This window comes from Enterobacter sp. E12, assembly GCF_014596715.2.
GTDB lineage: Bacteria > Pseudomonadota > Gammaproteobacteria > Enterobacterales > Enterobacteriaceae > Enterobacter > Enterobacter bugandensis.
In genome coordinates this window covers 4,342,834-4,369,019 of the sequence record NZ_CP115601.1, presented here as the reverse complement: position 1 = coordinate 4,369,019, position 26,186 = coordinate 4,342,834, and the positions used below count along the sequence as shown (strand labels likewise).

The following is a 26,186-nucleotide window of genomic DNA, read 5'->3' as shown; positions in this document are numbered from 1 at the left end:
TGAGAGACAGATTTTCAGCCTGATACAGATAACAGAATTTGCCTGGCGGCTTTAGCGCGGTGGTCCCACCTGACCCCATGCCGAACTCAGAAGTGAAACGCCGTAGCGCCGATGGTAGTGTGGGGTCTCCCCATGTGAGAGTAGGGAACTGCCAGGCATCAAATTTAGCGTGCTGATATGGCTCAGTTGGTAGAGCGCACCCTTGGTAAGGGTGAGGTCCCCAGTTCGACTCTGGGTATCAGCACCACTTTATACTTAGGTTAAAGTTCGGCAAGAAGTAAAAGAATTTGTCTGGCGGCTTTAGCGCGGTGGTCCCACCTGACCCCATGCCGAACTCAGAAGTGAAACGCCGTAGCGCCGATGGTAGTGTGGGGTCTCCCCATGTGAGAGTAGGGAACTGCCAGACATCAAATAAGTGAAAAGGCCATCCGAAAGGATGGCCTTTTTGCGTTTCTGCGCTGCACAAACCGTAGGCCGGGTAAGGCGAAGCCGCCACCCGGCAGAGCAAACGACTAATGAATTACCTGCGATAAAAATGCTCGCGTACGTTCTGACTTCGGATGCGCAAAGAACTCATCCGGCGGTGCCTGCTCAACAATCTCGCCGCGGTCCATAAAGATCACCCGGTCGGCCACGGTTCTCGCGAATCCCATCTCATGCGTGACGCACAGCATCGTCATGCCGGATTGGGCCAGCCCAATCATGGTATCCAGTACTTCTTTCACCATTTCGGGATCCAGCGCAGATGTCGGTTCGTCAAACAGCATGATTTTGGGTTTCATGCACAGCGAACGGGCGATAGCCACGCGCTGCTGTTGCCCGCCCGAGATCTGACCAGGAAACTTATTGGCATGCTCCGCGATGCGTACGCGTTCAAGGTAGTGCATCGCCAGCGCCTCCGCCTCCTGTTTCGGCATCTTTCGGACCCAAATCGGCGCAAGCGTACAGTTCTGCAGAACGGTCAGGTGTGGAAACAGATTAAAGTGCTGAAATACCATTCCCACTTCCTGCCGCACGCGTTCGATATTGCGGATATCTTCATTCAGTTCAATACCATCAACCACAATGCGCCCTTGTTGATGCTCTTCAAGATGGTTAATACAGCGAATGGTTGTGGATTTACCTGAACCGGAAGGGCCGCAAAGGACGATGCGTTCGCCCTGCTTTACCTTAAGATTGATGTCCTTCAGGACATGAAACTGTCCATACCATTTATTGACGTTTTCCAGCGTAATCATCGCGTTGGCGGTTGTCATAGTCATTTGGCTCATAATTTCCTCAGTGCGGTGTACGCCCGGTGTTAAAGCGCTTTTCCAGATGCTGGCTATAGCGCGACATGCTAAAACAAAAGATCCAGTAGATCAGAGCGGCAAAGACATATCCCTCGGTGGACATACCCAGCCAGACAGGGTCAACGGTTGCCTGCTGCACGCTGCTAAAGAGATCGAACAATCCGATGATGATCACCAGGCTGGTATCTTTAAAGAGAGCAATGATCGTATTGACCAGACCAGGGATAACCAGCTTGAGCGCTTGCGGAAGGATCACCAGCCCCTGCGTTTTCCAGTAACCGAGCGCCAGCGATTCCGCCGCTTCGTACTGGCCTTTAGGCAATGCCTGCAGGCCACCGCGTACAACTTCAGCGACATAGGCGGACTGGAAGAGAATCACCCCGACCAGGGCACGGATCAGCTTGTCGATCGTTGTACCTTCCGCCATAAACAGTGGCAGCATGACCGACGACATAAACAGTACGGTGATAAGCGGTACGCCGCGCCAGAACTCAATAAAGATAACGGAGAGCACGCGTACGACCGGCATTTTTGAACGGCGACCCAGGGCGAGTAAAATGCCCAACGGTAGCGCGCCGGCGATCCCTACTGAAGCGATAATCAATGTCAGCGTCAGGCCACCCCACTGGCGTGTTTCAACGCGTTCCAGCCCCAGAAAACCGCCATACAGCAGCACCCAGACAATAATCGGATAAACCACCGCCCAGACGGCAATATAGCGTCCACGGTGAGGCAGCTTTTTCCAGAACATGACTGCAACAGAGAGCAGGCCGATAACCAGCGCCAGATTAATCCGCCAGCGCTGTTCATGCGGATACAATCCATACATGAACTGACCGAAGCGCTCATGAATAAACACCCAGCAAGCGCCGGCTTTTGTGCAATCTGCCCGAGTTGTACCGACCCAGTTGGCCTGTATAACCGCCCAGTTCAGCAGGGGAGGAATCAATTCCCACATGAGCCACAGGCAGACAATCGTCAGCAGGCTATTACTCCAGCTGGAGAAGAGATTCTTGCGTGCCCAGAGAATAAAACGTCCACCCGTCGAGCTGGCAGGGCGCGAGGAGTGCGACAGTATCGCTTTTGTCATCATAGATCCTTAGCGCTCGACCAGTGCTATACGACGGTTATAAAGGTTCATCAGCAACGAAATGGCCAGACTGATGATTAGATAGACGGACATGGTGATGGCAATGGTTTCTATGGCCTGTCCGGTCTGGTTAAGCACGGTTCCGGCGAAGAGAGACACCATATCCGGATAACCAATGGCAGCTGCCAGCGATGAGTTTTTGACAATGTTGAGATACTGGCTGGTCAGGGGCGGAATGATCACCCGTAAAGCCTGCGGAATAATGACCTGGCGAAGCGTCACGGTATTCGGCAAACCGAGTGAACGTGCCGCCTCGTGCTGCCCGTAAGGCACGGCCTGGATCCCGGAGCGGATGATTTCCGCAATAAACGCGGAGGTATAAATTGAAAGCGCCAGCGTGAGTGCGGCAAGTTCAGGAATTAACACCATACCACCCTGGAAGTTGAACCCGCGTAGGTGAGGAATATCCCAGTGCAAGGCTGCACCAAAAAGCCAGTGAGCAACTAACGGTAAGCCAACAATCAGCGCAGCGGCAACTGGCCATGTTTTACGAAGCTGTCCGGTTTTAATCTGATGCTTACAGTTATAGCGGAACAGGCCGACGGAAATCGCGAGCGCAACAATAATGGCGACGATAAAGGCGTAAATCCCTTCGGCCACCTGCGGAGAGGGAATGTATAACCCACGATTACTCAGGAAAAACAGCTCAAACGCATCGACGGCCTGGCGGGGACCGGGAAGATTACGCAGCACCGCGAAATACCAGAAGAAGATCTGCAGCAGCGGTGGGATGTTGCGAAACGTCTCAATATAGATGGTGGAAAGCTTTCGCAGCAGCCAGTTTTCAGAAAGACGCGCCAGCCCAATAAAGAAGCCCAGGATGGACGCGAAGACAATACAAAGTGCCGATACCAACAGCGTATTCAGTAAACCGACCACAAACACGCGTCCGTACGTGTCACCCTCCTGATAGTCGATAAGGTGCTGAACAATCCCAAAGCCCGCGCTGCGATCCAGAAACGCAAAACCGGAGGTGATACCGCGATTATTCAGGTTAGTGATGGTGTTATGGATGAGATACACGGCGATAAGAACAACCGCAACAATAGCAATAATCTGGAATAGCCAGGCGCGGACCGCGGGATGAGAAAAGGATAGCGATCCTTTTACGGCTGAGCGGCGATGGGACATAAAGAAACCTCAGTAACCATGACTCTGGAGTGGGCACTGCCCGAGCAGTGCCCGTTACAGCTATGACTTAACGTACTGGTGGCGCGTACTGAATACCGCCGTTATTCCAGAGATTGTTCTGGCCGCGTTTGATCTTCAGCGGGCTTTCCGATCCCACGTTACGCTCGAAGATCTCTGCGTAGTTACCCACCTGTTTGATGATGTTGTAAGCCCACTTGTTATCCAGCTTCAGATCCTTGCCGAAATCACCTTCTTTACCGAGCAGGTGCGCCATATCCGGGGTGGAAGGATTCGCCGCTTTCTCATCAACGTTTTTCGAGTTGATGCCCATCTCTTCTGCATTCAGCATGGCAAACAGCGTCCAGCGAACGATAGAGAACCAGTCTTCATCGCCACGACGCACAACCGGTCCGAGAGGTTCTTTGGAGATCACTTCAGGCAGGACAATCCATTCCGCCGGATTGCTCAGCTTAATGCGTAAGGCATACAGCTGTGACTGGTCAGAGGCCAGGGTGTCGCAGCGACCGGATTCCAGCGCTTTGGCTGATTCATCCGAGCGGTCGAAAGTCACAGGGGTGTATTTCATCTTATTTGCTTTGAAATAATCCGCGACGTTCAGCTCGGTATCGGTACCCGCCTGGATACACACGGTGGCGCCATCCAGTTCTTTGGCGCTTTTCAGGCCCGCTTTATTGTGGGTCAGAAAGCCGATGCCGTCATAATAGGTCACGCCCGTAAATGACATTCCCATACCTGCATCGCGGGAGGAGGTCCAGGTGGTGTTACGCGAGAGCATGTCAACTTCGCCGGACTGCAGCGCCGTAAAGCGCTCTTTCGCCGTCAGCGGGGTGTATTTTACTTTGCTGTCATCACCAAAAACCGCTGCTGCGACGCCACGGCAGACATCCACATCAATACCGGTAAATTTGCCGTTCGCATCGGCATAAGAGAAGCCAGGCAGACCGTCGCTGATACCGCATTGAACAAAACCTTTCTTTTTAACGGCATCCAGCGTCGTTCCCGCATGGGCTTGAACGGCTATGGCAAACAACATGCCTGCAGCGGTCAGGCTGGCTATCATCGTCTTTTTCATAATGGATCCTGTGTGGCGAAATTTATTGTTATAGAAGCGTTTTTAAGCGCTTAACCTGTCTGTGGCATTGGCCAACGTTTATAAAGCAAACGTAATGCCAGTTTTGAGTTCAGCGAGATAAGAGAAAACTGAACGCTTAATGCAGAGTGTAGACAGGCTTAAATAAAATGAGCGCCCCGAAACAGTGCGAAATTACAACCTGTGCCACAAATTGGAGCAAAAGTTTTAACCGGGATGAGATAAAAAGAAGAGATAGTTTCTGAGGTGAATATTGGCAGAGTATTCAATAGTATTAATGTATGAAAATCATCAGAGATAAGAAAAAGGTGTTGATAGCGGTTGGTTGAAATGAAATATAAGAATAAATGCGGAACTTTTTTATTTATTAGAAAATGGTGCACTCATTAAAAGCAAAAGCGCGGCCGGAGCCGCGCTTTCTGAACAGATGTTACTTCGTCAGGGCAACAATACCTAACGTTAAACCCGCTACTGCGGCAGCGCCGCCGGCGATGGCACCCGCTGTTTCCCAGTTGTCCTGGGTGGTGCCTTTCATACAGGTATTGGTATGAACCAATCGGCCCTGATCATCGTAAACCGGTACACAAGGAGAGTCGTGCGCGCAACCAGCAAGCAGCGCAGCGAGAAGTGCAACGGAAATGAATCTTTTCATGATGTTACCTCAGTATTATTTCTTATTCGCTGCAAAGCCAGGAGGGCTATTAACGAACTGGAGATTATTTTACCACCAGGGTAAGTTCCCGTTACACGTGGAATAATCTCAAATTATGTAGTTTGTAAAAATCATGGAGAAAAAGCGTTTTCTGGATAAATTCATGGAGAAATTATGGAGTCGCAAGAGGGCGCTTTTACTTAATGCAAACTCATGAATTTTTAATATGTGATTCAATAATGACTAATCCATTGTTTATATTAAAATAAAAAAGGCACCAAACGGTGCCTTCAGGGATACGTTAATCCTTATGGTTGGTAAACCGTCTCCGGACAACCACAAAGAAAACGGGCACAAAGAAAATAGCCAGAAGCGTTGCGGAAAGCATGCCTCCCATCACACCCGTACCGACGGCGTTTTGCGCTCCGCTCCCGGCTCCGGTGCTAATTACCAGCGGCATGACGCCAAGAATGAAGGCCAGGGAGGTCATCAGGATCGGGCGAAGGCGCATTCTTGAGGCTTCCAGCGTGGCCTCAATGATACCTTTACCTTCTTTATCCATCAGATCCTTAGCAAATTCGACGATCAGGATGGCGTTTTTCGCCGATAACCCAATCGTTGTCAGCAGGCCGACCTGGAAATAGACGTCATTGTTTAACCCGCGCAGCGACGCTGCGAAAAGAGCCCCGATGACGCCTAACGGCACAACCAGCATGACAGAGAAGGGTATGGACCAGCTTTCATACAGTGCAGCCAGGCACAGGAACACCACGATCAGTGAAATGGCGTACAGTGCAGGCGCCTGGTTACCGGAAAGGCGTTCCTGATAAGACATTCCCGTCCAGTCATAGCCGATACCGGAAGGCAGTTTTGCCGCCAGGCTTTCCATCATCACCATGGCCTCACCGGTACTTTTCCCTGGGGCTGACTCACCGAGGATCTCCATGGACGGCATGCCGTTATAGCGTTCCAGACGAGGAGAACCGTAAACCCAGTGAGCGCTGCTAAAGGATGAGAACGGCACCATTTCCCCATTCGCGCTGCGCACGTAGAGATTGTTGATGTCCCCCGGCAACATTCGGAATTTCGCATCCGCCTGGACGTAAACTTTTTTCACACGGCCATGATCGATAAAGTCATTCACATAGGTACCACCCAACGCCGTCGATATCGTCTGGTTGACGTCAGAAATGCTAATACCCAGCGCCTGCGCTTTCTCCTGATCGACATCCAGTTTGAACTGCGGTGTATCCTCCAGGCCGTTAGGACGCACGCGAACCAGCAGGTCAGGGTGCTCTTTCACCATGCCGAGCAGCTGATTACGCGCCTGCGTCAGCTGGGTATGCCCCAGGTTTGCCTGATCGATAAGTTCAAAGTCGAAGCCCGTTGCGGTTCCCAGTTCGATAATGGCAGGCAGGTTAAACGGAAATACAAGACCGTCTTTAATCTGGCTGAACGCTTTTGTCGCTCGGCCCACGATGGCCTCAACGCTATTTTTCTCCCCAGAACGTTCTTCCCAGAGCTTCAGGCTGACGAAGGCGATACCGGAGTTCTGGCCCTGACCGCTAAAGCTAAAGCCGTTAACGGTAAAGACGGATTCAACGTTCGCTTTCTCTTGGGTCAGATAGTAGTCCTGAACCTGGTCGAGAACCTGCTGAGTACGCGTCTGGGTCGCACCCGCCGGGAGTTGAACCATCGTCATAAATACCCCCTGATCCTCTTCAGGCAGGAAGGAAGTAGGTAAGCGCAGGAACAGCACCGCCATCCCACCGACAATAAGGACGTACACCACCAGATAGCGACCGGTCTTACGCAAAATACCGCTTACGCTGTTGCTGTAGTGCTCCACGCTCTTATCAAAGAGCGCATTGAACCAGCCAAAGAACCCCCCTTTCTTCTCATGATGATCGCCAGAAGCGGGCTTAAGCAGCGTTGCGCAGAGTGCGGGCGTCAGGATTAGCGCAACCAGCACGGAGAGGGCCATGGCGGAAACGATAGTCAGCGAGAACTGGCGATAGATGGCGCCCGTCGAGCCACCAAAAAAGGCCATCGGGACAAAGACCGCCGAGAGAACCATCGCGATCCCCACCAGCGCGCCCTGGATCTGCTCCATCGACTTCTGCGTGGCCTCTTTCGGCGGCAGCTTGTCCTCTACCATCACGCGCTCAACGTTCTCGACCACCACGATGGCGTCATCAACGAGTAGCCCTATCGCCAGTACCATCCCGAACATCGTCAGGGTGTTGATGGAGAAACCGAACGCCGCAAGAACCGCGAAGGTACCCAGCAGAACCACCGGCACCGCGATAGTCGGAATGAGCGTCGCGCGCAGGTTTTGCAGGAACAGATACATGACCAGGAAGACCAGAACGATCGCTTCAAACAAGGTCTTCACCACTTCATGAATAGAAATTTTCACAAAAGGCGTGGTGTCATAGGGATAGACGACCTTCAACCCCTGCGGGAAGAACTGTTGCAGTTGCGCCAGTTTGCTCTTGATGGCTGCCGCGGTATCCAGCGCGTTTGCCCCGGTTGCCAGCTTAATCCCAAGGCCGGTGGCTGCCTGCCCGTTGATTTTGGTCACCATATTGTAGTTTTCGCCGCCGAGCTCAATGCGAGCGACATCCTTCAGGTGAACCATCGAGCCGTCCTGGTTCACCTTGAGCGTCACGCGGCCAAACTCTTCCGGTGATTTCAGGCGAGTTTGCGCGATGATGGAGGCATTCAACTGCTGTCCAGGAACCGATGGCGTACCGCCCAACTGACCTGCCGCTATCTGGTCGTTCTGCGTTTTCAGCTGGTTGATAATATCCAGCGGCGTCAGCTGGTATTTATTCATCGCGTTGCTGTCGAGCCAGATGCGCATCGCATACTGGGCGCCAAACAGCTGAACGTCGCCGACACCCGTCGTTCGGCTGATAGCATCTTTGACGTTCGAGGCGACATAGTCGGAGATATCATCCTGAGTGAGGTTTTTGTTGTCCGAAACAAAACCGGCGACCAGCAGGAAGCTGCTGCTGGATTTCTCAACGCCAATCCCCTGCTGCTGTACCTCTTGCGGCAGCAGCGGCATGGCGAGCTGCAGTTTGTTCTGCACCTGCACCTGGGCGATGTCCGGATCCGTTCCTGACTCGAAGGTCAGTGTGATGGTGACATTACCTGCTGAATCGCTGGTGGAAGACATGTACATCAGGTTGTCGATACCGTTCATGTTCTGTTCGATAACCTGGGTCACGGTATCCTGCACCGTCTGGGCATCAGCGCCGGGGTAGGTCGCAGAAATCGCCACGGCTGGCGGAGCAATCGTCGGATACTGGGCGACGGGCAGTTTGAGAATGGCCAGCCCGCCTGCAATCATCAAAATGATGGCAAGTACCCAGGCGAAAACTGGCCTTTGAATAAAGAAATTAGCCATGTCGTCGTTCCTTAACTGGCGGGAGTCGTGGTGGTATCTGGCGTGGCGACGACGGTAGCCCCTGGTCTGACTTTTTGTAATCCGCTGACAATCACGCGGTCACCGTTTTTCAGCCCTTCCGTCACCAGCCAGCGGTCGCCAATGGCCTGAGGCGCAACGACGGTACGTGATTCAACCTGGTTTTTATCATTAACCACCAGCACGGTTGCGTCGCCTCGCGGCGTTCGGGTCACCCCCTGCTGCGGAACCAGAATGGCATCTGGCTGTGTGCCTTCATCAATGCGGGCGCGAACGAACATCCCCGGTAACAGCAGGTGTTGAGGATTCGGGAAAATGGCGCGCAGCGTGATTGAGCCGGTGCTTTCATCCACCGTAACGTCGGAGAACTGCAGGGTACCTTTCAGAGGATAGGGCTGACCATTCTCCATCAGCAGCTCAACGCTGCTGGCCGTGTCGCCTTTTTGCAGGCTCGTCTGCTTCAGGCGCATAAATTCATTGCTCGACTGGGTCACATCGACATAAATCGGATCAAGCTGCTGGACCGTCGCCAGCGCTGCGGCCTGCCCGTTCGTCACGAGCGCCCCTTCCGTCACGCTGGATTTGCCGATGCGGCCATCGACAGGGGACGTTACTTTGGTATACGCAAGGTTGATGCGTGCGCTTTCAACGCCCGCTTTTGCGGCGACAACGCTGGCATCTGCCTGCTGGGCCGTAGCCACGGCCTGGTCATACTCTTGTTTACTGACATACTGTGTTCCCACCAGCGGGAGATAACGTTTCACCGTCAGGTGTGCAATATTGGCCGCCGCCTGCGCCTTTGCCAGCTCGCCTTTCGCGCTGTCGTAAGCCGCCTGATAGGTCGCAGGATCAATTTGATAAAGTGAGTCCCCAGCTTTTACATCGCTACCTTCCGTGAAGTTGCGACGCAGAATGATACCGCTAACCTGTGGACGAACCTCCGCAACGCGGAACGCATCTGTTCTGCCCGGGAGTTCAGTTGTGACGGCCAGCGGCGCACTTTTCACGATATGGACGCTGACCTGAGGCGCCTGTGCATGTTGTTGTTGTTTTTCCTGGCCATCGCATCCAGTGAGCAGTACAGCGCAGACAATGAAACCGGCTAAGGGTAAACGTCTGAAATGATTCGTCATGACTGTTCCTTTAAATACCCATTAACCGATGTTTGCCGTAGATCGGTAGTGGGGCAGAGGGAAAAAATAAAATGTAGCTGCGTATAATAATGAGGGTATTTAATGTTTTTTAATTTATAAGTGCGAATGACGAGGCCTGAGAGGAAAATCAGAATCAGTCCCGTAGAAAATACGGCTATACTTCTGCCCGCTAAATCAGGCTAATAGAGCGTAACCGGTAAATTTATTCATTTCGTGAATTTAATTCCGGGCATGTATTTAGATTGTTTATAGATTAAGTAAATTGACTTTTTTTGTGCAAAATTAAAACGGCTTTTAGTGAATACTTCCAGCCATCCGAACCTGATGTTATGTATATACCTTGCGAGTAAAGAGTAGCTGTCAATGGCGCGTAAAAAGAAAGAAGAGGCTCAACAAACCCGACAGCAGTTGATTGAGGCGGCTATCGGGCAGTTTGCGACGCGAGGCGTAGCCAGCACGACGCTGACGGATATCGCCGATGCCGCAAAGGTTACGCGTGGTGCTATCTACTGGCACTTTACCAGTAAAGCAGAGATATTTAATGCCATTTGGGAACAGCAATTACCGCTACGTGACATCATTCGCGACAGGCTTTCTCTCGCCGAAAATGATGATCCGTTGTTAATACTTCGTGAGCAATTCATTACTGCGCTTCAGTATATCGCATGCGAACCCCGTCAATGTGCGCTATTACAAATTTTGTATCATAAATGTGAATTTACTAGCGATATGATTTCAGAGGATGAAATTCGGAAACGTATTGGGTTCAATTATGATTCTTTGCGCGTTACGCTGGAAAAATGTATTTCTCGAAACATCATTTCGTCGCAGGTGAACGTTGAGCTGACCATGATCGTATTCCACGGTTTTTTTAGCGGCATCATTAAAAACTGGTTAATGAATACCGACAGTTTTAATCTTTATCAGCAGGCGCCAGCCCTGGTCGACAGTATTCTGGCGACACTCCCTCTCTTGCGCGTGTCGCCTCATAATGATTACGGCTCAGCGCCTGGCAACATTTCACCCCGTGCACAAAGCGCCTCGATGGTCTGCGCGCTGGCGGGTTTACCTAACAGATAACCCTGTAAGGTATTACAGCCCAGCTCCGTCAAAAAGGCTTGCTGCGCTTCGGTTTCCACACCTTCGGCCACGACTTTCAGGTTGAGCGTTTTCGCGAGGGCCACAATCGCAGAGACAATGGTGGCATCCTCGCTTTCACCGCTTAACTCTTTCACAAACGCTCTGTCTATCTTCAGTTCACAGGCCGGTAAACGCTTGAGATACAGCAGGCTCGAATATCCGGTCCCAAAATCATCAATCGAGGCTTTCACCCCAGCATCCGTCAGCTCTGTCAGCACCCGCACGCTCTCATCGGGGTTGCTCATCGCCGTAGTTTCCGTGACTTCCAGGATCAACATTTCCGGCGGGACGTGATGACGCTCCAGGCAGTCGAGCACTGTTTTAACCAGCGAGGGCTGTTCGAACTGCAGCGTCGACAGGTTTACTGCCATTGACCAGTTTCGATGCCCCTGCAAATGCCATTCTCTCAGCTGGCGACAGGCTTCATTGAGCACCCAGTTACCAATAGGGATGATAAGCCCGGTTTTTTCCGCCAGCGGCAGGAAAAGATCCGGCGTCAGTAAACCCTGCTTCGGATGCTGCCAGCGCAGCAGCGCTTCAAACCCGAGGAGAGGGCCCGCGGGCGCGTGAAACTTTGGCTGATAAAGCAGGCGCAGTTCATTACGATCGACGGCCATCCACAGATCGTTCATTAACTGAAGATGGGTCTGCGCCAGAGTGTTCATGGAGGGCTGGAAAAAGTGATAGCCGTTTCGGCCCATATGCTTGGTGTGATACATCGCCGCGTCGGCGTTAAACATCAGCTCACGTTCGGTTTTGCCGTCGTGAGGGTACAGGGCGATACCAATGCTAAGCGTTACCACCAGTTCGTAGGGGTCGAGAGTGAACGGGCTATCGATCGCCCGCACCAGCGAATTTGCCAGCGAGGCCGCATCGTCCGGACCTTCTCCCTCAGCCAGCAGAACAAACTCATCGCCGCCAATGCGTGCAAGGGTAAACTGGCCCTTCAGGAGATGCAGCAGACGCTGCGTAACGGCGACCAGCAGCCTGTCACCGACATCATGGCCGTAGGCGTCATTGATGGCTTTAAAACCGTCGAGATCCATGAACATCAGGGCGAAATGGGTACCTTCACGGTCAGCTTTGCTGATGGCCTGATCGAGCCGGTCCTCCAGCAGGATACGGTTGGGCAGACGCGTCAGCGTATCGTGCAGCGCCAGCTGCGCAAGTTCCCGGTTCGCTTCTGCCAGCGACGAGGCCAGAAGGGCGGTTCGTGCCTGCAGGCGGGCATCCAGCATCGACACCAGCAGGGTGATCCCAAGAATAGAGAGCGCGACGACGCTGACCAGCACGGCCAGCCAGCTGCCGTTAATACCCTGATGGTGAACCATGGTGGACATTGGAAACTGCGCGGCCTTCATCCCGGCGTAGTGCATACCGGCGATAGCAATTCCCATCGTGATGGCGGCACCCAGGCGCATCAGCACCACCTGAGCGGCTTCGTGGCGCAGGCGGAAGGTCAGCCACAATGCTGCAAGCGAAGCGACAAGCGCAATCACGACCGAAATGGCCACCCACAGCGTGTCCCAAACGATCCCCGGCCTCACCTCCAGCGCCGCCATACCGGTGTAATGCATGGCAACAATGCCGATTCCCATCACCAGAGCGCCGGGGAGCAGGCGGCGCATGCGCAGTTGTTCACAGCTGACGAGCCATAGCGCAAACAGTGACGACCCCACGGCGATGACCATAGATAAAATCGTCAGGGTCGCGTTGTAGCTCATGCTCATGGAGAGATCCATCGCCAGCATGCCGATAAAGTGCATGGCCCATACGCCAATGCCCATCGCAACACCGCCTCCCGCCAGCCAGACGCGCGCTGCGACGCCCTGACTCCCGGCGACGCGTGCAGCCATATTCAGCGCGGTGTAAGCAGCAAGGATGGCAACAGCAAAGGAGAGGGCTACAAGGATAGGGTTGTATTGGCTAACCAGCATGGTCGGTTCTACTCGAGTATGACGTTACGCAGGAGAGGTTGAGAAGGGCGAGACATTATCACCGTCAGGTAACGGCTCAAAGGGATTTAAATCCCCGTTTTTAGTGGGTAATACGGGGAGGTTGGTGACGGCAGGGTGTTAATCGAGTTCTGAACAGTTCACTAATTTCAGCGGATTGACGGAGTTCATATTGCGGCACTTGTCGGTTTCGGTACTCATCAGTTCAATCCACTGCATCAGGAGGGCATCGAATAGAAAAACGGAGATTGCAAAGACGACCAGCCACCAGTATTTACGAATCATTGTGTCATTCCGCGAGAAGAGAGCCACTGAAGTGGTGGAAATATACACGAAAAGAAGCGGTTTAAAAGCGGGATAAGCAAAGGTTTACAAAGCGTTGACGGTGAAAGAATAAGACAATAAAAAAGGCGCATCCCCATGCCAGGTAGCGCCTTTTTAAACAAGCATTTAACTGATTAGTATCAGTTCATGCCGTATTTTTTCAGTTTCTTACGCAGAGTACCACGGTTGATACCCATCATCAGCGCAGCGCGGGTCTGGTTACCGCGGGTGTATTGCATCACCATGTCCAACAGTGGCTGTTCAACTTCAGCCAGTACCAGCTCATACAGGTCATTAACATCCTGACCATTCAGTTGAGCAAAATAGTTCTTCAGTGCCTGTTTAACCGAGTCACGCAGGGGCTTTTGAGTTACCTGATCCTGAGAGTTAACGGTAGAAACGGTCAGTACGTCAGAATTTACGCGTTGTTCGAACATAGTTCTGTCAGCTCTTTATTTCATTACGCAAGATTTTCGAAGTATGCCTCCAACGCCTCCAGCTGTTCGCTGGCATCCTCAATGGCGTTGAATGTGCGCCGAAACTGGTCATCTGGAGCGTGCTCCTGGAGATACCAGGAGACGTGTTTACGCGCAATTCGGTACCCTTTTGCCTGACCGTAGTGGTCATGCAGTTCCCGAACATGCGAACAAAGCAAGCGCTTTACCTCTGCCAGAGGCAGTGGGGCAAGCAGCTCCCCAGTGTCCAGATAATGCTGGATTTCCCGGAAGATCCAGGGTCTTCCCTGAGCTGCACGTCCTATCATCAGAGCATCAGCTCCCGTATAGTCGAGTACAGCCCTGGCTTTAAGCGGGTCAGTTATGTCGCCATTCGCGATAATCGGAATGGAAACCTTCTGCTTAACTGCCCGAATGCTGTCGTATTCAGCTTCACCATTGAACAAACAGGCGCGAGTGCGTCCGTGGATGGTCAGGGCCTGAATACCACAATCTTCGGCCAGTTGGGCAATCTCTACACAGTTACGGTGTTCCGGCGACCAACCCGTGCGAATCTTCAACGTAACAGGAACGTCCACTGCGCTGACAACCGCCGTCAGGATAGCTTTCACCTGGTCGGGGTATTGCAGAAGGGCTGAACCTGCAAGCTTGCGATTCACCTTTTTGGCCGGGCAACCCATATTGATATCAATAATCTGGGCACCACTTTCCACGTTAATACGCGCGGCATCTGCCATCTCTTCAGGCACGCTTCCGGCAATTTGCACGGTGCGAATACCTGGTTCATCAATGTGCACCATCCGAAGGCGGGATTTATCGCTTTCCCAAACCTGCGGGTTAGACGACATCATCTCGGATACGGTTAAACCGGCTCCCATCTCATAGCACAGCGTCCTGAACGGCCGGTCGGTAATACCTGCCATTGGGGCTGCGATCAGGCGATTTCTAAGCTGGTGGTGTCCGATGCGCATGAGTTAAGAAATGACCATACTGTGACTGCAAGGCGGCGTATATTACGCATTTTTTGCACGAGATGAAAGGCCAAACTTTGAACAATCCACTGTTGTAGATCAAGGAATCGCCGCGCAATCTTTTCGTTTAAAATTATTCATTATTTAAATCATTGAGTTATGCGATGATGGCTATTTTATGTGCGCTTACAATTTCCCGTAACTTCTCATCATTTCTGAATAAATGCGACAGATGAGCGGGATAATCTGCTGTTTTTAACAGCAGATTTCCCCACTTCTTTGCGATCTGCGTCGCATTTTAGAACATGATCTCAGGGCAAAAAATAGACGTTATTCGAGGATAACACGACCATGGAGGGACTGTACCGGCCGGTTATTATCGTGATGCATTGTGTGGGTGAATTTCTCGAGCTGCCCGGCGGACACCGTCAGAGGATGCTTAAGCACGATCCAGGTGACGCCTTCTGAACACGGTGGCGTTGTCAGCGAGCCGCTAAAGCGCCAGTACGTTTTATCTTCCGGCAGCAGCTTATTCAGGTTGAGCTCCTGCTTGATGGAGACGTTCAGCTCAGCCTGCTGAGGCATAACGTCCCACAGTTTATCAAGTTCACGGTTCTCTGCCCCTTTGTCGAACATGACCGCGACCACCGCCAGTTCCCCCTTCGCATTTTTATGCACAAGGTGCATTTCCATCGCGTAATGCTTGCCGTGTACGGTGTTTTCGCTCGGCGCGTGGAAGTGGAACTGCTGTAATGCCCAGGTTTGCTTATCCAGCGTGATAGTGTCGCGAGTGTCGGCCTGCTCGCTTGCCTGAATGGTATGGCCATTATTTGTCAGCGTCACAGGGCCGTCAACGTAGTGCGTTTGCAGCGGGGAAAGATGGGCGTTAACGGTGGAATCGATATCAATCGGGGACTGGTTCATCCCGCTTTGGCAGGTCTTGTAGGCCTCATCCAGTTCGCCCCAGTGCTCAGGTGAACTTTCTCCTTTGTAGCTCCAGTGTGATGCGCATGCTGAAGCCGAGATCATGCTCAGCGCTAACAGCGCTGCCTTGCTATAAACGTGTTTCATAATATTCTTCCCGTGAATTTTTATTATCCAAATCAAAATTTATCAATATGATTTGTAGGGTTATTTTACCGGAGGCAGGCCAGGGGCGGGAGGAATATTCGAGGAGAAAAGGCGTGGTCAGAGGACCACGCCAAATACTTATTTTTTACGACCGGTAATGCGGCACCACTCTTCTTTCTCGACGACCGGGTCGAGCGCAAAGAGATCGGCGTAGGCTTCGCAAACGCTCTCCGCCTGACTTGCCAGAATGCCGGAAAGTCCCAGCAGGCCACCCTCAACCGGCAGCACGCTGATTAATGGCGCCAGTTCACGCAGTGGGCCCGCGAGAATGTTTGCGACCACCACATCGGCTTTCATGGCTTCTGGCTGCGCTTCCGGCAGGTAAAGCTCCAGACGATCGGAGACGCCGTTACGCTCGGCATTATCGCGGCTGGCCTGAATGGCCTGCGGATCGATATCGATCCCGATGGCTTTCGCCGCGCCCAGTTTCAGCGCGGCAATCGCGAGGATCCCGGAACCGCAGCCGAAGTCGATCACCGTCTTACCATCCAGATCGAGACCATCCAGCCACTGCAGGCACAGAGACGTGGTTGGATGGGTGCCGGTGCCAAACGCCAGGCCTGGGTCAAGCATCACGTTCACCGCGTTTTCATCGGGAACCTCGCGCCAGCTTGGGCAGATCCACAGACGTTTGCCGAACTGCATCGGGTGGAAGTTGTCCATCCACTCGCGTTCCCAGTCTTTGTCTTCCAGCTGTTCGATTTTATGCGCGAAGCCTGCACCCAGCAGCGGATGGTTTTCCAGAATCGCCACCACCTCTTTCATGTCGGTTTCGGCATCGAACAGGCCGATCACGTCGGTATCACCCCACAGGCGCGTTTCGCCCGGCAGCGGTTCAAAGACCGGCGTGTCGTGCGTGTCCTGAAAGGTGATGGAGACAGAGCCGGCTTCCATCAGCGCATCGCTTAGCTCTTCGGCGTTCGCGCCGGTTGTGTTCAGTTTTAGTTGGATCCACGGCATGGCAAAACTCTTTATTTATCAGTAGAAATCATAGCGGGTTGTGGGGCGGGCTGACCGAAACGGTTCCCCACCACAAACGCCAGTAAACTTAGCAGTAACGAAGGCACAATCGGATGGAAGCCCAGATACTGAATCTTAAATGTCGCAAGGATGGCATACAGCACACCGCCAACAATCATCGCGCTCAGCGCGCCTGCAGCGTTCGCGCGTTCCCAGTAAAGACCTAATACCAGCGGCCACAGGAAAACGGCTTCAAGACCGCCAAACGCCAGCAGGTTCAGCCAGATGATCATCTCCGGCGGACGCCATGCAGCTAACATCAGCAAAGCTCCTAACACCAGCGTAATGACGGCAGACATCCGCTTCAGGCGACGTTCATTTTCAACCTGCTCAGGGCGCAGGTTCAGATAGAGATCTTTAATGATCGTAGCGGAACTTTGCAGTAACTGGGCGTTAATGGTCGACATAATGGCGGCCATTGGCGCTGCGAGGAAAATTCCGGCGGCGAAGGGCGGCAGCACTTTTACCATCAGCGTCGGGATCACCAGATCCGGCACGGTAAGGTCGGGGATCACCGCGCGCCCTAACGCACCTGCCAGGTGCATACCAAACATCAGGACCGCGACCACAATCGTCCCGATGATGATGCCCTTGTGAACGGCTTTACTGTCTTTATAGGAGATACAGCGCACGGCGGTATGCGGCAGACCAATCACCCCGAAGCAGACTAACACCCAGAACGAGGTCATAAAGGTCGGCGAGAGGATATCATCCGCGCCCTGCGGTGAAATCAGTTTCGGGTCAATCGCTTCAAGGGTTTCCACCGCATGAGTGAGTCCACCCGCGGCATGAACAATCCCCACCAGCAGAACAATCGTGCCGATGAGCATGACCATTCCCTGCAGCGTATCGTTCAGCACGCTGGCGCGGAACCCGCCAAACGCGGTATAGAGCGCGATGCTTACCCCGAAGATGATGAGGCCTGTCTCGTAAGGGATCCCGGCCGCCGTTTCCAGCAGGCGTGCCCCGCCGATAAACTGTACCGTCATCGCGCCAATAAAGGCCACCAGCAGGCTTAAGCTCGCCAGCCACACCAGTAGGCGGCTCTGGTAACGGGCAAAGAGCATATCGTTGAGCGTGACGGCATTATAGCGGCGCGCCAGAATGGCAAATTTCTTACCAAGAATACCGAGGGAGAGCCAGACGGCAGGCAGCTGGATCATCGCCAGCAAAACCCAGCCTAACCCGTACTTGTAGGCCGCACCGGGGCCGCCAATAAACGAGCTGGCGCTGATATAGGTCGCGGTCAGCGTCATTGCCAGCACAACGCCGCCCATCGAACGGCTGCCGAGGAAATACTCGTTCAGAAAAGCACCGGTCGTTCTTTTACGCATGGCGTAAATGGATAAACCAAACACGACCAGCAGGTATGCGACAAGCGGCAGAATTACTTCAAGCTGCATCATCGTCCTCCAGCGGAATATCGCGATAGATGAATTTCACCATCGCCCAGCACAGCAGAATAAACACCAGCGGTACCAGCAGGCAGGCCATTTCGAACCAGTGCGGCAGGCCGGTGATACCAATAGCGGAGTCAGGTAAGTAAGCAGTTACCAACCATGCAGCAAGATAGAGAAGGGTCAGCCACAGCGCCCAGCGCGCTTCTTTATGGGCCTGAACAAAACGCTTGTCCATTTTATGTCCCTTGTGGATGAAGAAAGCGGGGATTGTACATGATGGGGCCTGGCGATCCCCAGAAATAAAAAAGGCCGGATAACCCGGCCTTTTCGCGTTGGTGCAGTCTTACTTCTCGTGCAGACCGAGTTTCTTCTCAAGATAGTGGATGTTAGTCCCACCATTCTGGAAGTGCTCGTCGCTCATGATACGCATCTGCAGATCAACGTTGGTTTTAATACCGTCGATGATCAGCTCCTGCAGGGCGTTCTTCATGCGGGCAATCGCCACGTCACGGTTTTCGCCGTAGCAGATCAGCTTACCGATCATTGAGTCATAGTACGGAGGTACGGTGTAGCCAGCGTAGATATGAGACTCCCAGCGCACACCAAAGCCACCCGGCGCGTGGAAACGCGTGATTTTACCCGGGCTTGGCAGGAAGGTGTTCGGGTCTTCGGCGTTGATACGGCACTCTACCGCATGGCCTTTCACCACAACTTCTTCCTGCTTGATGGACAGAGGCTGACCGGCTGCGATACGCAGCTGCTCTTTGATCAGGTCAACGCCGGTGATCATTTCGGTAACCGGGTGTTCAACCTGAATACGGGTGTTCATCTCAATGAAGTAGAACTCGCCGTTTTCGAACAGGAACTCAAAGGTACCCGCCCCGCGATAGCCGATATCGACGCACGCTTTGGCGCAACGCTCGCCGATGTAGCGACGCAGTTCCGGGGTAATGCCCGGCGCTGGCGCTTCTTCGACCACTTTCTGGTGACGACGCTGCATGGAGCAGTCACGTTCTGCCAGATAGATCGCGTTACCCTGACCGTCAGCCAGCACCTGAATTTCGATGTGGCGTGGGTTTTCCAGGTATTTTTCCATGTACACCATGTCATTGCTGAAAGCCGCTTTCGCTTCCGCTTTGGTCATGGAGATGGACTGCGCCAGTTCAGCATCGCTGCGCACAACGCGCATACCGCGACCGCCGCCGCCGCCGGACGCCTTGATAATAACCGGGTAGCCAATGCGTTTAGCATGAGCACGGTTAGCATCCATGTCGTCGGTCAGAGGGCCGTCAGAGCCTGGCACGGTTGGAACACCGGCTTTTTTCATTGCGGTGATTGCAGACACTTTGTCGCCCATCAGGCGAATGGTGTCGGCTTTCGGACCGATGAAGATAAAGCCAGAGCGTTCAACCTGCTCAGCAAAGTTGGCGTTCTCAGAGAGGAAGCCGTAACCCGGATGAATTGCCACCGCGCCGGTGATTTCAGCGGCGCTGATGATAGCCGGGATGTTCAGATAGCTTTTTACGGACGGAGCCGGGCCAATACAGACCGTCTCATCCGCCAGCAATACGTGTTTTAAATCGCGATCCGCGCTTGAGTGCACGGCCACGGTCTTGATGCCCAGTTCTTTACAGGCACGAAGAATACGCAGTGCAATCTCGCCACGGTTGGCGATAACAATTTTATCCAGCATGTTCGCCTCGTTACTCGATGACGACCAGCGGCTCGTCAAATTCAACCGGCTGACCACTTTCGACCAGAATCGCTTTCACAGTACCTGACTTGTCAGCTTCGATCTGGTTCATCATTTTCATCGCTTCAACGATGCACAGGGTATCGCCTACGTTGACTTTCTGACCCACTTCGATGAACGCCTTCGCGTCCGGGCTCGGGGTGCGGTAGAAAGTACCAACCATTGGGGAACGTACGATGTGACCACTGATTTCTGCTGCAGCGGCAGGTGCGGCTTCAGCTGCTGCTGGCGCAACGGCTGCGGAAAGCGCAGGCTGCTGCACTGGCGCAGCGTAAGCTTGCTGCATTACCGGGAAGCTAGCGGCTGGGGCTGCACGGCTGATGCGTACAGACTCTTCGCCTTCAGAAATTTCCAGTTCGGAGATGCCTGATTCTTCAACCAGCTCGATCAGTTTTTTAATCTTACGAATATCCATGAGTGGGTTCCGTACTCTTGTTTAGTGTGATTGTGACAAGCGTTTTACCGCTGTCTGTAAAGCGTATGAATAGCCGTCTGCGCCCAGTCCGCAGATAACGCCAGCAGCGATATCCGACAGATACGAATGGTGGCGGAACGGCTCTCGGGCGTGCACGTTACTCAGGTGGATCTCGATAAACGGGATACTCACCGCGAGCAGTGCGTCGCGGATAGCAACACTGGTGTGCGTAAACGCGGCCGGATTGATCAGGATATAGTCCACAGTGTCTTTAGCCTGATGAATACGGTCGATGATTGCGTACTCCGCGTTTGACTGAAAATGATCCAAATCCACATTCAGCGAGGCTGCTTCCGTGCTCAGACGGTTAACAATTTCGCTCAATGTCAGCGTGCCGTACTTCTCTGGCTCACGGGTGCCGAGCATGTTCAGGTTCGGTCCGTTTAAAACTAAGATGTGGAACTTATCAGTCATTATGCCGCTATCTCCTGCGATTTTCGGGTAAAAAACAAAATATACCGTCGAAGCGCAAATGTCACCTTTTCAGAGGCCCAAAACCGCTGTCAGGCGAACCAAGGTCGCACATTATAACGATTTCGTAGCATTTGGCAGCTAAATACTGGTCTTATCAGGGAAGATTATCAACCGCAATCCAAAAAAGATTTGCGGTTGAGAGGTAATCTGCGGGAAAACGCACAGTTTCGCGAACTATCGTAACCACTGGCGGAACTTCTTGTAACGCCATGCTAAAAGCGCCACGGCTGCCAGCGCGTAAAGGACCGGCTGCGGAGAGAGGATCTTCACCGACCACAGATAATGAATGGGGGCGAGGATCGCGACAAGATAGACGAAGTTGTGCAGCAACTGCCAGCGACGGCCCAGCTTTCGCTGCGCATATTGCGTGGATGTCAGCGCTAACGCCAGCAGGATCAGCCAGCTAACAATGCCCAGCATCAGGTAAGGGCGTGTTACCAGCTCGCGGCCAAGCAGTGTCAGATTGTTAATTCCCAGTTCCAGCAGGGCGTAACTGGTGAGGTGCAGGGTCGCCCAGGCAAAACACCATAGCCCCAAAAGCCGACGGGTGCGTATCAATAATGGCTGTTTAGCGTAGCGTGCCAGCGGTGAGACGAGCAAGGTGGCCAGCAAAAATTTCAGAGCCATCCGACCGGTAAAATGCTGGATATCCTTTGCCGGATCGGCGCTAAAGAGGCCCTGGCTGGCCGCCCAGAACAGCCAGATAAAAGGAAGTATCCCGGCTAAATGCAGCAGCACTTTCAGCCAGGTAATCTGCTTTGTCGTTAAACGCACTCAGAAGTTCTCCCGTAAATTGAGGCCACGGTAAAGGGACGCCACTTCATCCGCATACCCGTTAAACAGCAGCGTGGGCTGGCGCTTCACGTCCAGCGCGCCGCCGGAGCCAATAAAGCGTTCCGTCGCCTGCGACCAGCGGGGATGATCCACATGCGGGTTCACGTTGGCGAAGAAGCCGTATTCACCCGGCGCCGCCAGGTTCCATGTCGTCGGCGGACGTTCGCGGGTCAACTTAATGCTGACGATCGATTTAATCCCTTTGAAACCGTATTTCCACGGCACGGTTAAACGGATGGGGGCACCGTTCTGCGGCGGAAGCGCCTTGCCGTAAACGCCGACGGTCATGAGGGTAAGGGGATGCATGGCTTCGTCAAGACGTAACCCTTCAACGTACGGATACTCCAGCCCGCCGCCGATGAACCGGTCTTTCTGGCCCGGCATCTCGTCCGGGGCGTAGCGCGTCTGGAAGGCGACGTATTTTGCATTGCTGGTGGGTTCAACCATCGCCAGCAGCTTATGCAGCGGGAAGCCTACCCAGGGCACCACCATCGACCAGGCCTCTACACAGCGCATGCGATAGATACGCTCCTCAAGCGGGAAGCGGGTGGTCAGATCGTGATGGTCCAGCGTCAGAGGTTTTGCCACTTCACCGTCGATTTTCAGCGTCCACGGATCGGTTTTCATGCTGCCGGCATTGGCGGCAGGATCGGCTTTATCCAGACCAAATTCGTAGAAGTTGTTGTAGCCGGTGACTTTATCTTCCGGCGTGAGCGCCAGCGTGTTTTGCCATTCGGCGGGTTTGGTAAAGGTAAGCGGGGCACCGGAAGGCGCCTTAGGGCGATCGTTGCCTTTAAACCAGTCGAGCAGGTCGGCGTGTGCCGCTGGAGAGAGCGTCAGTGCCGTGGCGCTGATGCCAAGCATTTTCAGGATCTGGCGGCGCTGTAACATAAAGACAGATTCAGACGTTACGTCGGCTTCCGTCAGTTTTCGGTTTTTCATGGCATCCTCCGTCATGCGTTTTTCTAAGCATGACGGAGGAGAAGCGTTAGCGCGAATATGTCACGAAAATTTGAAGATTAGGCGATTTTCACCAGCGCGCGGCCGTGGAACTGGTTATCCATGATCTTACTGGCATATTCAGGTGCCTGGCTGAGCGTAATTTCGGTAGCGCTCTGGGTATAGAACGATTCCGGCAAATCGCGCACCAGACGCTCCCATGCCTCTGCACGGCGAGCCGCAGGCGTCATCACGGAATCCACGCCCTGCAGGCGGACGTTACGCAGAATAAATGGCATGACGGTCGTTGGCAGGGCAAATCCGCCCGCCAGGCCGCAGGCTGCCACGCAGCCGCCGTAGTTCATCTGCGCCAGGACTTTTGCCAGCACTTTATCACCGACGGTATCCACCGCACCTGCCCAGACCTGTTTTTCCAGCGGGCGGGTCTCGGCAAACTCATCGCGGCCAAGAATGCGGCTGGCGCCGAGCTGGCGCAGATAATCATGCGTGCTTTCACGGCCGGAAACCGCCGCAACCTGATAACCCAGCTTGTGCAGCAGCGTGACCGCCGTGCTGCCCACGCCACCGCTGGCCCCGGTCACAACAATTTCACCCGACTCGGGGCGAACACCCGCCTCTTCCAGCGCCATCACGCACAGCATGGCGGTAAAGCCTGCGGTACCAACGATCATCGCTTTGCGGCCATCTATGCCTTTCGGCATAGGCACCAGCCAGTCGCCCTTCACACGCGCCTGCGTTGCCAGCCCGCCCCAGTGATTTTCGCCCACGCCCCAGCCGGTGAGCAGCACCTGCTGGCCCGCATGAAAACGGGGATCTTCGCTGCTATGAACCCGGCCAGCAAAATCAATACCCGGCACCATAGGGAAATTTCGGATGATTTTACCCTTGCCGGTGATCGCCAGCGCATCTTTATAATTTAAACTGGACCAGTCGATGTCGACGGTGACGTCGCCTTCCGGCAGGCGAGTCTCTTCTACGGCCTGTACTGAGGCAAGCGTTTTGCCGTCCTGCTGTTCTAAGATTAAAGCCTGCATACGGGGTCCTCACGGCTCAGATGATTGGAAAAGAGTTCCTGAAGACTATACTCGCTCAGGGTAAAGCAATGCCGATTTAACGCAATAAATTGCCAGATACGCCAGGTTTGGTAGTATGCCGCATTTGAAATGCAAGTTAGCGCTTACTCGCTACCCCATCAACCCACGGAGTAATCTCAAGGATGCGATTAACGACGAAGTTCTCGGCTTTTATCACCCTGCTGACGGGGCTTACCATCTTTGTCACGCTTCTTGGTTGCTCTCTGAGCTTTTATAACGCCATTCAGGACAAACTGGTCAACCGGGTGCAGTCCGTTGCGTCGGTCATTGATACGCGTCTGCTGACCACTCCACTTCCTGAGCTATCCCGGGAGCTGGATGAGTTGATGGTGCCGGTTGATATTATTCAGGTCGACATCCAGCAGGGAAAGCATCCGGTTTTAAGCCATGAACGACAGGACAGCTATCGACCTGCGGGCGTGGTGAGCCAGTATCGGGAAGTAACGGTGCACTCCCTCAAAAATCCGGGGATGACCATACACATGGTCTACCTCGATCCGATGGCCAGCTATTTCCGTTCTATGATGACCACCGCGCCGCTTACTGTTGCCGTCGCCTTCATTATTTTGCTGATTTTTCTCGCGGTCCGCTGGCTGCGCCGCCAGCTTTCAGGCCAGGAACTGCTGGAGATCCGCTCCGTGCGTATCCTGAACGGTGAACGCGGCCCGCAGGTTCGCGGCTCGGTCCATGAATGGCCCTCACGCGCCAGCAGCGCGCTGGATACGCTGCTCTCAGAGATCCAGTTTGCCAGCGACCAGCGCAGCCGAATGGATACGCTGATCCGCTCTTATGCCGCGCAGGATAATAAAACCGGCCTTAACAACCGCCTTTTCTTTGACAATCAACTCGCCACGCTGCTCGACGACCCGGAAAAAGTGGGTACGCACGGGGTGGTGATGATGATTCGCCTGCCCGATTTCGATCTGCTGCGCGACACATGGGGGCAGCGGGCGGCGGAAGAAAATCTCTTTACGCTGATCAACCTGCTCTCCACCTTTATTATGCGCTATCCGGGGGCGCTGCTGGCCCGCTACCACCGCAGCGACTTTGCCGTATTGCTTCCGCATCGCACGTTGAAGGAATCAGAAAGCATTGCCAGCCAGCTACTTAAGGCCGTCGACGCGCTGCCGCAGAGCAAAATGCTCGACAGAGACGATATGGTCCATATGGGGATTTGCGCCTGGCGCGGCGGACAGTCGACAGAGCAGGTGATGGAGCATGCGGAAGCGGCCACCCGCAACGCGGTATTGCAAGGGGCGAACGGATGGGCAGTCTATGATGATTCGCTGCCTGAAAAAGGGCGTGGAAACGTGCGCTGGCGTACTTTGATTGAGCAAATGCTGAGTCGCGGCGGGCCGCGTATTTATCAAAAACCGGCGGTCATGAAGAACGGTTTTGTCCACCACCGGGAATTGATGTGCCGTATTTTCGACGGGACGGAAGAGGTTATTTCTGCGGAATATCTGCCGATGGTTCTGCAATTTGGGCTCTCCGAAGAGTATGACCGCCAGCAAATTACACGCTTGATTCCATTTTTATCATTCTGGCCTGAAGAGAATCTGGCGTTACAGGTTACCGTTGAGTCATTAATACGCCCGCGTTTTCAGCGCTGGCTGCGTGATACATTAATGCAATGCGAAAAATCGCAACGCAAACGCATTATTTTTGAACTTGCTGAGGCGGATGTGGGTCAACACATCAGCCGGTTGCGTCCGGTGGTCCGTTTGATCAACGCGCTCGGTGCCCGTGTCGCGGTAACGCAGGCGGGTTTAACGCTGGTCAGTACCAGCTGGATCAAGGAGCTGGATGTGGAGCTATTAAAGCTACATCCGGGGCTGGTAAGGAATATTGAGAAGCGCACGGAAAACCAGCTGCTGGTTCAGAGTCTGGTTGAAGCGTGTAAGGGAACGCGAACACAGGTATTTGCCGCAGGCGTGCGCTCCAGAGGCGAATGGCAGATGTTAACAGAGCGCGGAGTGACGGGCGGTCAGGGCGATTTTTTTGCCGCCTCTCAGCCGCTTGACACCAACGTGAAAAAATATTTGCAAAGATACTCTGTTTGACCTGCCGTTTACGTTGTTTTCACGTAGAATATCGCGCCTGTAGCTTTGAGTATGTCGAGCAAAAAGCCAGTGAACGACCTTTAATGGGTTACAAATATCAGTGAGGAACACGACTGTTTACTCAGCCCTGAGGGAGTCAGGGGATGAATTTGTAACAACAGGAAACGTACTGCACAAATTTTCACCGTTGCAGATGATTTTTGCGCCTTGTCGC

Annotated in this window: 23 protein-coding genes, 1 tRNA gene and 2 rRNA genes; 5 read left to right on the top strand and 21 right to left on the bottom strand. The window is 53.5% G+C overall.

The window, feature by feature from the left end; translation table 11 throughout:
- Positions 1-41: 41 nt before the first annotated feature.
- The 3 genes from rrf (IB212_RS20875) (at position 42) to rrf (IB212_RS20865) (ending at position 406) form a co-directional block, all read left to right on the top strand.
- A 5S ribosomal RNA gene (gene rrf / locus IB212_RS20875) occupies positions 42-157 on the top strand.
- 14 nt (positions 158-171) lie between these two features.
- Positions 172-247 (top strand) — tRNA-Thr (locus IB212_RS20870).
- Between the two features lie 43 nt (positions 248-290).
- A 5S ribosomal RNA gene (rrf, locus tag IB212_RS20865) occupies positions 291-406 on the top strand.
- A gap of 106 nt (positions 407-512) precedes the next feature.
- Here the strand turns inward: rrf (IB212_RS20865) and IB212_RS20860 are convergent.
- From IB212_RS20860 to IB212_RS20830, 7 genes are all read right to left on the bottom strand, one after another.
- Positions 513-1,271 carry an amino acid ABC transporter ATP-binding protein gene (locus IB212_RS20860; RefSeq protein ID WP_041907797.1) on the bottom strand — a complete coding sequence of 253 codons (759 nt, stop codon included), beginning with the start codon at positions 1,269-1,271 and terminating at the stop codon, positions 513-515.
- Between the two features lie 7 nt (positions 1,272-1,278).
- Positions 1,279-2,382 (bottom strand): amino acid ABC transporter permease, encoded by a 1,104-nt coding sequence (locus IB212_RS20855; RefSeq protein ID WP_041907798.1) that lies wholly within the window; start codon positions 2,380-2,382, stop codon positions 1,279-1,281.
- Between the two features lie 9 nt (positions 2,383-2,391).
- Complete coding sequence (locus IB212_RS20850) at positions 2,392-3,573, bottom strand: amino acid ABC transporter permease (protein ID WP_041907799.1); 1,182 nt, start codon at positions 3,571-3,573, stop codon at positions 2,392-2,394.
- A 67-nt stretch (positions 3,574-3,640) separates the two neighbouring features.
- The gene (locus tag IB212_RS20845; RefSeq protein WP_041907801.1) at positions 3,641-4,666 is read right to left on the bottom strand and encodes an amino acid ABC transporter substrate-binding protein; all 1,026 of its coding nucleotides are present in this window, start codon (positions 4,664-4,666) and stop codon (positions 3,641-3,643) included.
- Between the two features lie 448 nt (positions 4,667-5,114).
- Positions 5,115-5,336, bottom strand: a complete 222-nt coding sequence (locus IB212_RS20840; protein WP_008502867.1) for a lipoprotein — start codon at positions 5,334-5,336, stop codon at positions 5,115-5,117.
- A gap of 301 nt (positions 5,337-5,637) precedes the next feature.
- A complete protein-coding gene (locus tag IB212_RS20835; protein ID WP_041907803.1) occupies positions 5,638-8,751 on the bottom strand; it encodes an efflux RND transporter permease subunit in 3,114 nt (1,037 codons plus the stop codon).
- A gap of 11 nt (positions 8,752-8,762) precedes the next feature.
- On the bottom strand, positions 8,763-9,902 hold the full coding sequence (locus IB212_RS20830; protein WP_041907805.1) for an efflux RND transporter periplasmic adaptor subunit: 1,140 nt from the start codon (positions 9,900-9,902) through the stop codon (positions 8,763-8,765).
- 384 nt (positions 9,903-10,286) lie between these two features.
- On the opposite strand from IB212_RS20830, the gene envR reads away from it, so the two are divergent.
- Positions 10,287-11,003: an acrEF/envCD operon transcriptional regulator gene (gene envR, locus IB212_RS20825; protein ID WP_041907807.1), complete on the top strand. Its 717-nt coding sequence runs from the start codon at positions 10,287-10,289 to the stop codon at positions 11,001-11,003.
- Here the strand turns inward: envR and IB212_RS20820 are convergent.
- The 14 genes from IB212_RS20820 to IB212_RS20755 form a co-directional block, all read right to left on the bottom strand.
- The gene (locus tag IB212_RS20820; RefSeq protein ID WP_041907809.1) at positions 10,919-13,000 is read right to left on the bottom strand and encodes a bifunctional diguanylate cyclase/phosphodiesterase; all 2,082 of its coding nucleotides are present in this window, start codon (positions 12,998-13,000) and stop codon (positions 10,919-10,921) included. The genes envR and IB212_RS20820 overlap by 85 nt on opposite strands.
- Positions 13,001-13,138: 138 nt before the next feature.
- Positions 13,139-13,303, bottom strand: a complete 165-nt coding sequence (locus IB212_RS20815; RefSeq protein ID WP_014885446.1) for a DUF2556 family protein — start codon at positions 13,301-13,303, stop codon at positions 13,139-13,141.
- Positions 13,304-13,482: 179 nt separating this feature from the next.
- The gene (gene fis / locus IB212_RS20810) at positions 13,483-13,779 is read right to left on the bottom strand and encodes a DNA-binding transcriptional regulator Fis (protein ID WP_000462905.1); all 297 of its coding nucleotides are present in this window, start codon (positions 13,777-13,779) and stop codon (positions 13,483-13,485) included.
- Positions 13,780-13,802: 23 nt separating this feature from the next.
- Positions 13,803-14,768 carry a tRNA dihydrouridine synthase DusB gene (gene dusB, locus IB212_RS20805; protein ID WP_008502861.1) on the bottom strand — a complete coding sequence of 322 codons (966 nt, stop codon included), beginning with the start codon at positions 14,766-14,768 and terminating at the stop codon, positions 13,803-13,805.
- 330 nt (positions 14,769-15,098) lie between these two features.
- Positions 15,099-15,839, bottom strand: a complete 741-nt coding sequence (locus tag IB212_RS20800; protein WP_048999228.1) for a carbonic anhydrase — start codon at positions 15,837-15,839, stop codon at positions 15,099-15,101.
- Positions 15,840-15,977: 138 nt separating this feature from the next.
- The gene (gene prmA, locus IB212_RS20795) at positions 15,978-16,859 is read right to left on the bottom strand and encodes a 50S ribosomal protein L11 methyltransferase (RefSeq protein WP_041907816.1); all 882 of its coding nucleotides are present in this window, start codon (positions 16,857-16,859) and stop codon (positions 15,978-15,980) included.
- A gap of 11 nt (positions 16,860-16,870) precedes the next feature.
- Entirely contained in the window at positions 16,871-18,322 is a 1,452-nt protein-coding gene (gene panF, locus IB212_RS20790; RefSeq protein WP_041907819.1) for a sodium/pantothenate symporter, read from the bottom strand.
- Positions 18,312-18,554, bottom strand: coding sequence for a YhdT family protein (locus IB212_RS20785; RefSeq protein ID WP_006178860.1), 243 nt, complete (start codon positions 18,552-18,554; stop codon positions 18,312-18,314). Before IB212_RS20785 ends, panF begins: the two co-directional genes overlap by 11 nt.
- A gap of 108 nt (positions 18,555-18,662) precedes the next feature.
- Positions 18,663-20,012, bottom strand: coding sequence for an acetyl-CoA carboxylase biotin carboxylase subunit (accC, locus tag IB212_RS20780; protein WP_041907823.1), 1,350 nt, complete (start codon positions 20,010-20,012; stop codon positions 18,663-18,665).
- 10 nt (positions 20,013-20,022) lie between these two features.
- Positions 20,023-20,487 (bottom strand): acetyl-CoA carboxylase biotin carboxyl carrier protein, encoded by a 465-nt coding sequence (gene accB, locus IB212_RS20775; RefSeq protein WP_008502856.1) that lies wholly within the window; start codon positions 20,485-20,487, stop codon positions 20,023-20,025.
- Positions 20,488-20,508: 21 nt separating this feature from the next.
- Positions 20,509-20,961, bottom strand: coding sequence for a type II 3-dehydroquinate dehydratase (gene aroQ, locus IB212_RS20770; protein ID WP_028014610.1), 453 nt, complete (start codon positions 20,959-20,961; stop codon positions 20,509-20,511).
- Positions 20,962-21,195: 234 nt separating this feature from the next.
- Positions 21,196-21,795 (bottom strand): protein-methionine-sulfoxide reductase heme-binding subunit MsrQ, encoded by a 600-nt coding sequence (msrQ, locus tag IB212_RS20765; RefSeq protein ID WP_188245880.1) that lies wholly within the window; start codon positions 21,793-21,795, stop codon positions 21,196-21,198.
- Positions 21,796-22,797, bottom strand: coding sequence for a protein-methionine-sulfoxide reductase catalytic subunit MsrP (gene msrP / locus IB212_RS20760; RefSeq protein WP_047364748.1), 1,002 nt, complete (start codon positions 22,795-22,797; stop codon positions 21,796-21,798).
- 77 nt (positions 22,798-22,874) lie between these two features.
- Complete coding sequence (locus IB212_RS20755; RefSeq protein ID WP_041907830.1) at positions 22,875-23,849, bottom strand: MDR family oxidoreductase; 975 nt, start codon at positions 23,847-23,849, stop codon at positions 22,875-22,877.
- Positions 23,850-24,031: 182 nt separating this feature from the next.
- Here IB212_RS20755 and csrD point away from each other — a divergent pair, with 182 nt between their 5' ends.
- Positions 24,032-25,972, top strand: a complete 1,941-nt coding sequence (gene csrD, locus IB212_RS20750) for an RNase E specificity factor CsrD (RefSeq protein ID WP_041907831.1) — start codon at positions 24,032-24,034, stop codon at positions 25,970-25,972.
- Positions 25,973-26,186: the final 214 nt, after the last annotated feature.

Bases quoted from the DNA above. Each gene is read 5' to 3' on its own strand.
- IB212_RS20860 (WP_041907797.1), bottom strand. From the start codon at position 1,271: ATGAGCCAAATGACTATGACAACCGCCAACGCGATGATTACGCTGGAA.
- IB212_RS20855 (WP_041907798.1), bottom strand. From the start codon at position 2,382: ATGACAAAAGCGATACTGTCGCACTCCTCGCGCCCTGCCAGCTCGACG.
- IB212_RS20850 (WP_041907799.1), bottom strand. From the start codon at position 3,573: ATGTCCCATCGCCGCTCAGCCGTAAAAGGATCGCTATCCTTTTCTCAT.
- IB212_RS20845 (WP_041907801.1), bottom strand. From the start codon at position 4,666: ATGAAAAAGACGATGATAGCCAGCCTGACCGCTGCAGGCATGTTGTTT.
- IB212_RS20840 (WP_008502867.1), bottom strand. From the start codon at position 5,336: ATGAAAAGATTCATTTCCGTTGCACTTCTCGCTGCGCTGCTTGCTGGT.
- IB212_RS20835 (WP_041907803.1), bottom strand. From the start codon at position 8,751: ATGGCTAATTTCTTTATTCAAAGGCCAGTTTTCGCCTGGGTACTTGCC.
- IB212_RS20830 (WP_041907805.1), bottom strand. From the start codon at position 9,902: ATGACGAATCATTTCAGACGTTTACCCTTAGCCGGTTTCATTGTCTGC.
- envR (WP_041907807.1), top strand. From the start codon at position 10,287: ATGGCGCGTAAAAAGAAAGAAGAGGCTCAACAAACCCGACAGCAGTTG.
- IB212_RS20820 (WP_041907809.1), bottom strand. From the start codon at position 13,000: ATGCTGGTTAGCCAATACAACCCTATCCTTGTAGCCCTCTCCTTTGCT.
- IB212_RS20815 (WP_014885446.1), bottom strand. From the start codon at position 13,303: ATGATTCGTAAATACTGGTGGCTGGTCGTCTTTGCAATCTCCGTTTTT.
- fis (WP_000462905.1), bottom strand. From the start codon at position 13,779: ATGTTCGAACAACGCGTAAATTCTGACGTACTGACCGTTTCTACCGTT.
- dusB (WP_008502861.1), bottom strand. From the start codon at position 14,768: ATGCGCATCGGACACCACCAGCTTAGAAATCGCCTGATCGCAGCCCCA.
- IB212_RS20800 (WP_048999228.1), bottom strand. From the start codon at position 15,839: ATGAAACACGTTTATAGCAAGGCAGCGCTGTTAGCGCTGAGCATGATC.
- prmA (WP_041907816.1), bottom strand. From the start codon at position 16,859: ATGCCGTGGATCCAACTAAAACTGAACACAACCGGCGCGAACGCCGAA.
- panF (WP_041907819.1), bottom strand. From the start codon at position 18,322: ATGCAGCTTGAAGTAATTCTGCCGCTTGTCGCATACCTGCTGGTCGTG.
- IB212_RS20785 (WP_006178860.1), bottom strand. From the start codon at position 18,554: ATGGACAAGCGTTTTGTTCAGGCCCATAAAGAAGCGCGCTGGGCGCTG.
- accC (WP_041907823.1), bottom strand. From the start codon at position 20,012: ATGCTGGATAAAATTGTTATCGCCAACCGTGGCGAGATTGCACTGCGT.
- accB (WP_008502856.1), bottom strand. From the start codon at position 20,487: ATGGATATTCGTAAGATTAAAAAACTGATCGAGCTGGTTGAAGAATCA.
- aroQ (WP_028014610.1), bottom strand. From the start codon at position 20,961: ATGACTGATAAGTTCCACATCTTAGTTTTAAACGGACCGAACCTGAAC.
- msrP (WP_047364748.1), bottom strand. From the start codon at position 22,797: ATGAAAAACCGAAAACTGACGGAAGCCGACGTAACGTCTGAATCTGTC.
- IB212_RS20755 (WP_041907830.1), bottom strand. From the start codon at position 23,849: ATGCAGGCTTTAATCTTAGAACAGCAGGACGGCAAAACGCTTGCCTCA.
- csrD (WP_041907831.1), top strand. From the start codon at position 24,032: ATGCGATTAACGACGAAGTTCTCGGCTTTTATCACCCTGCTGACGGGG.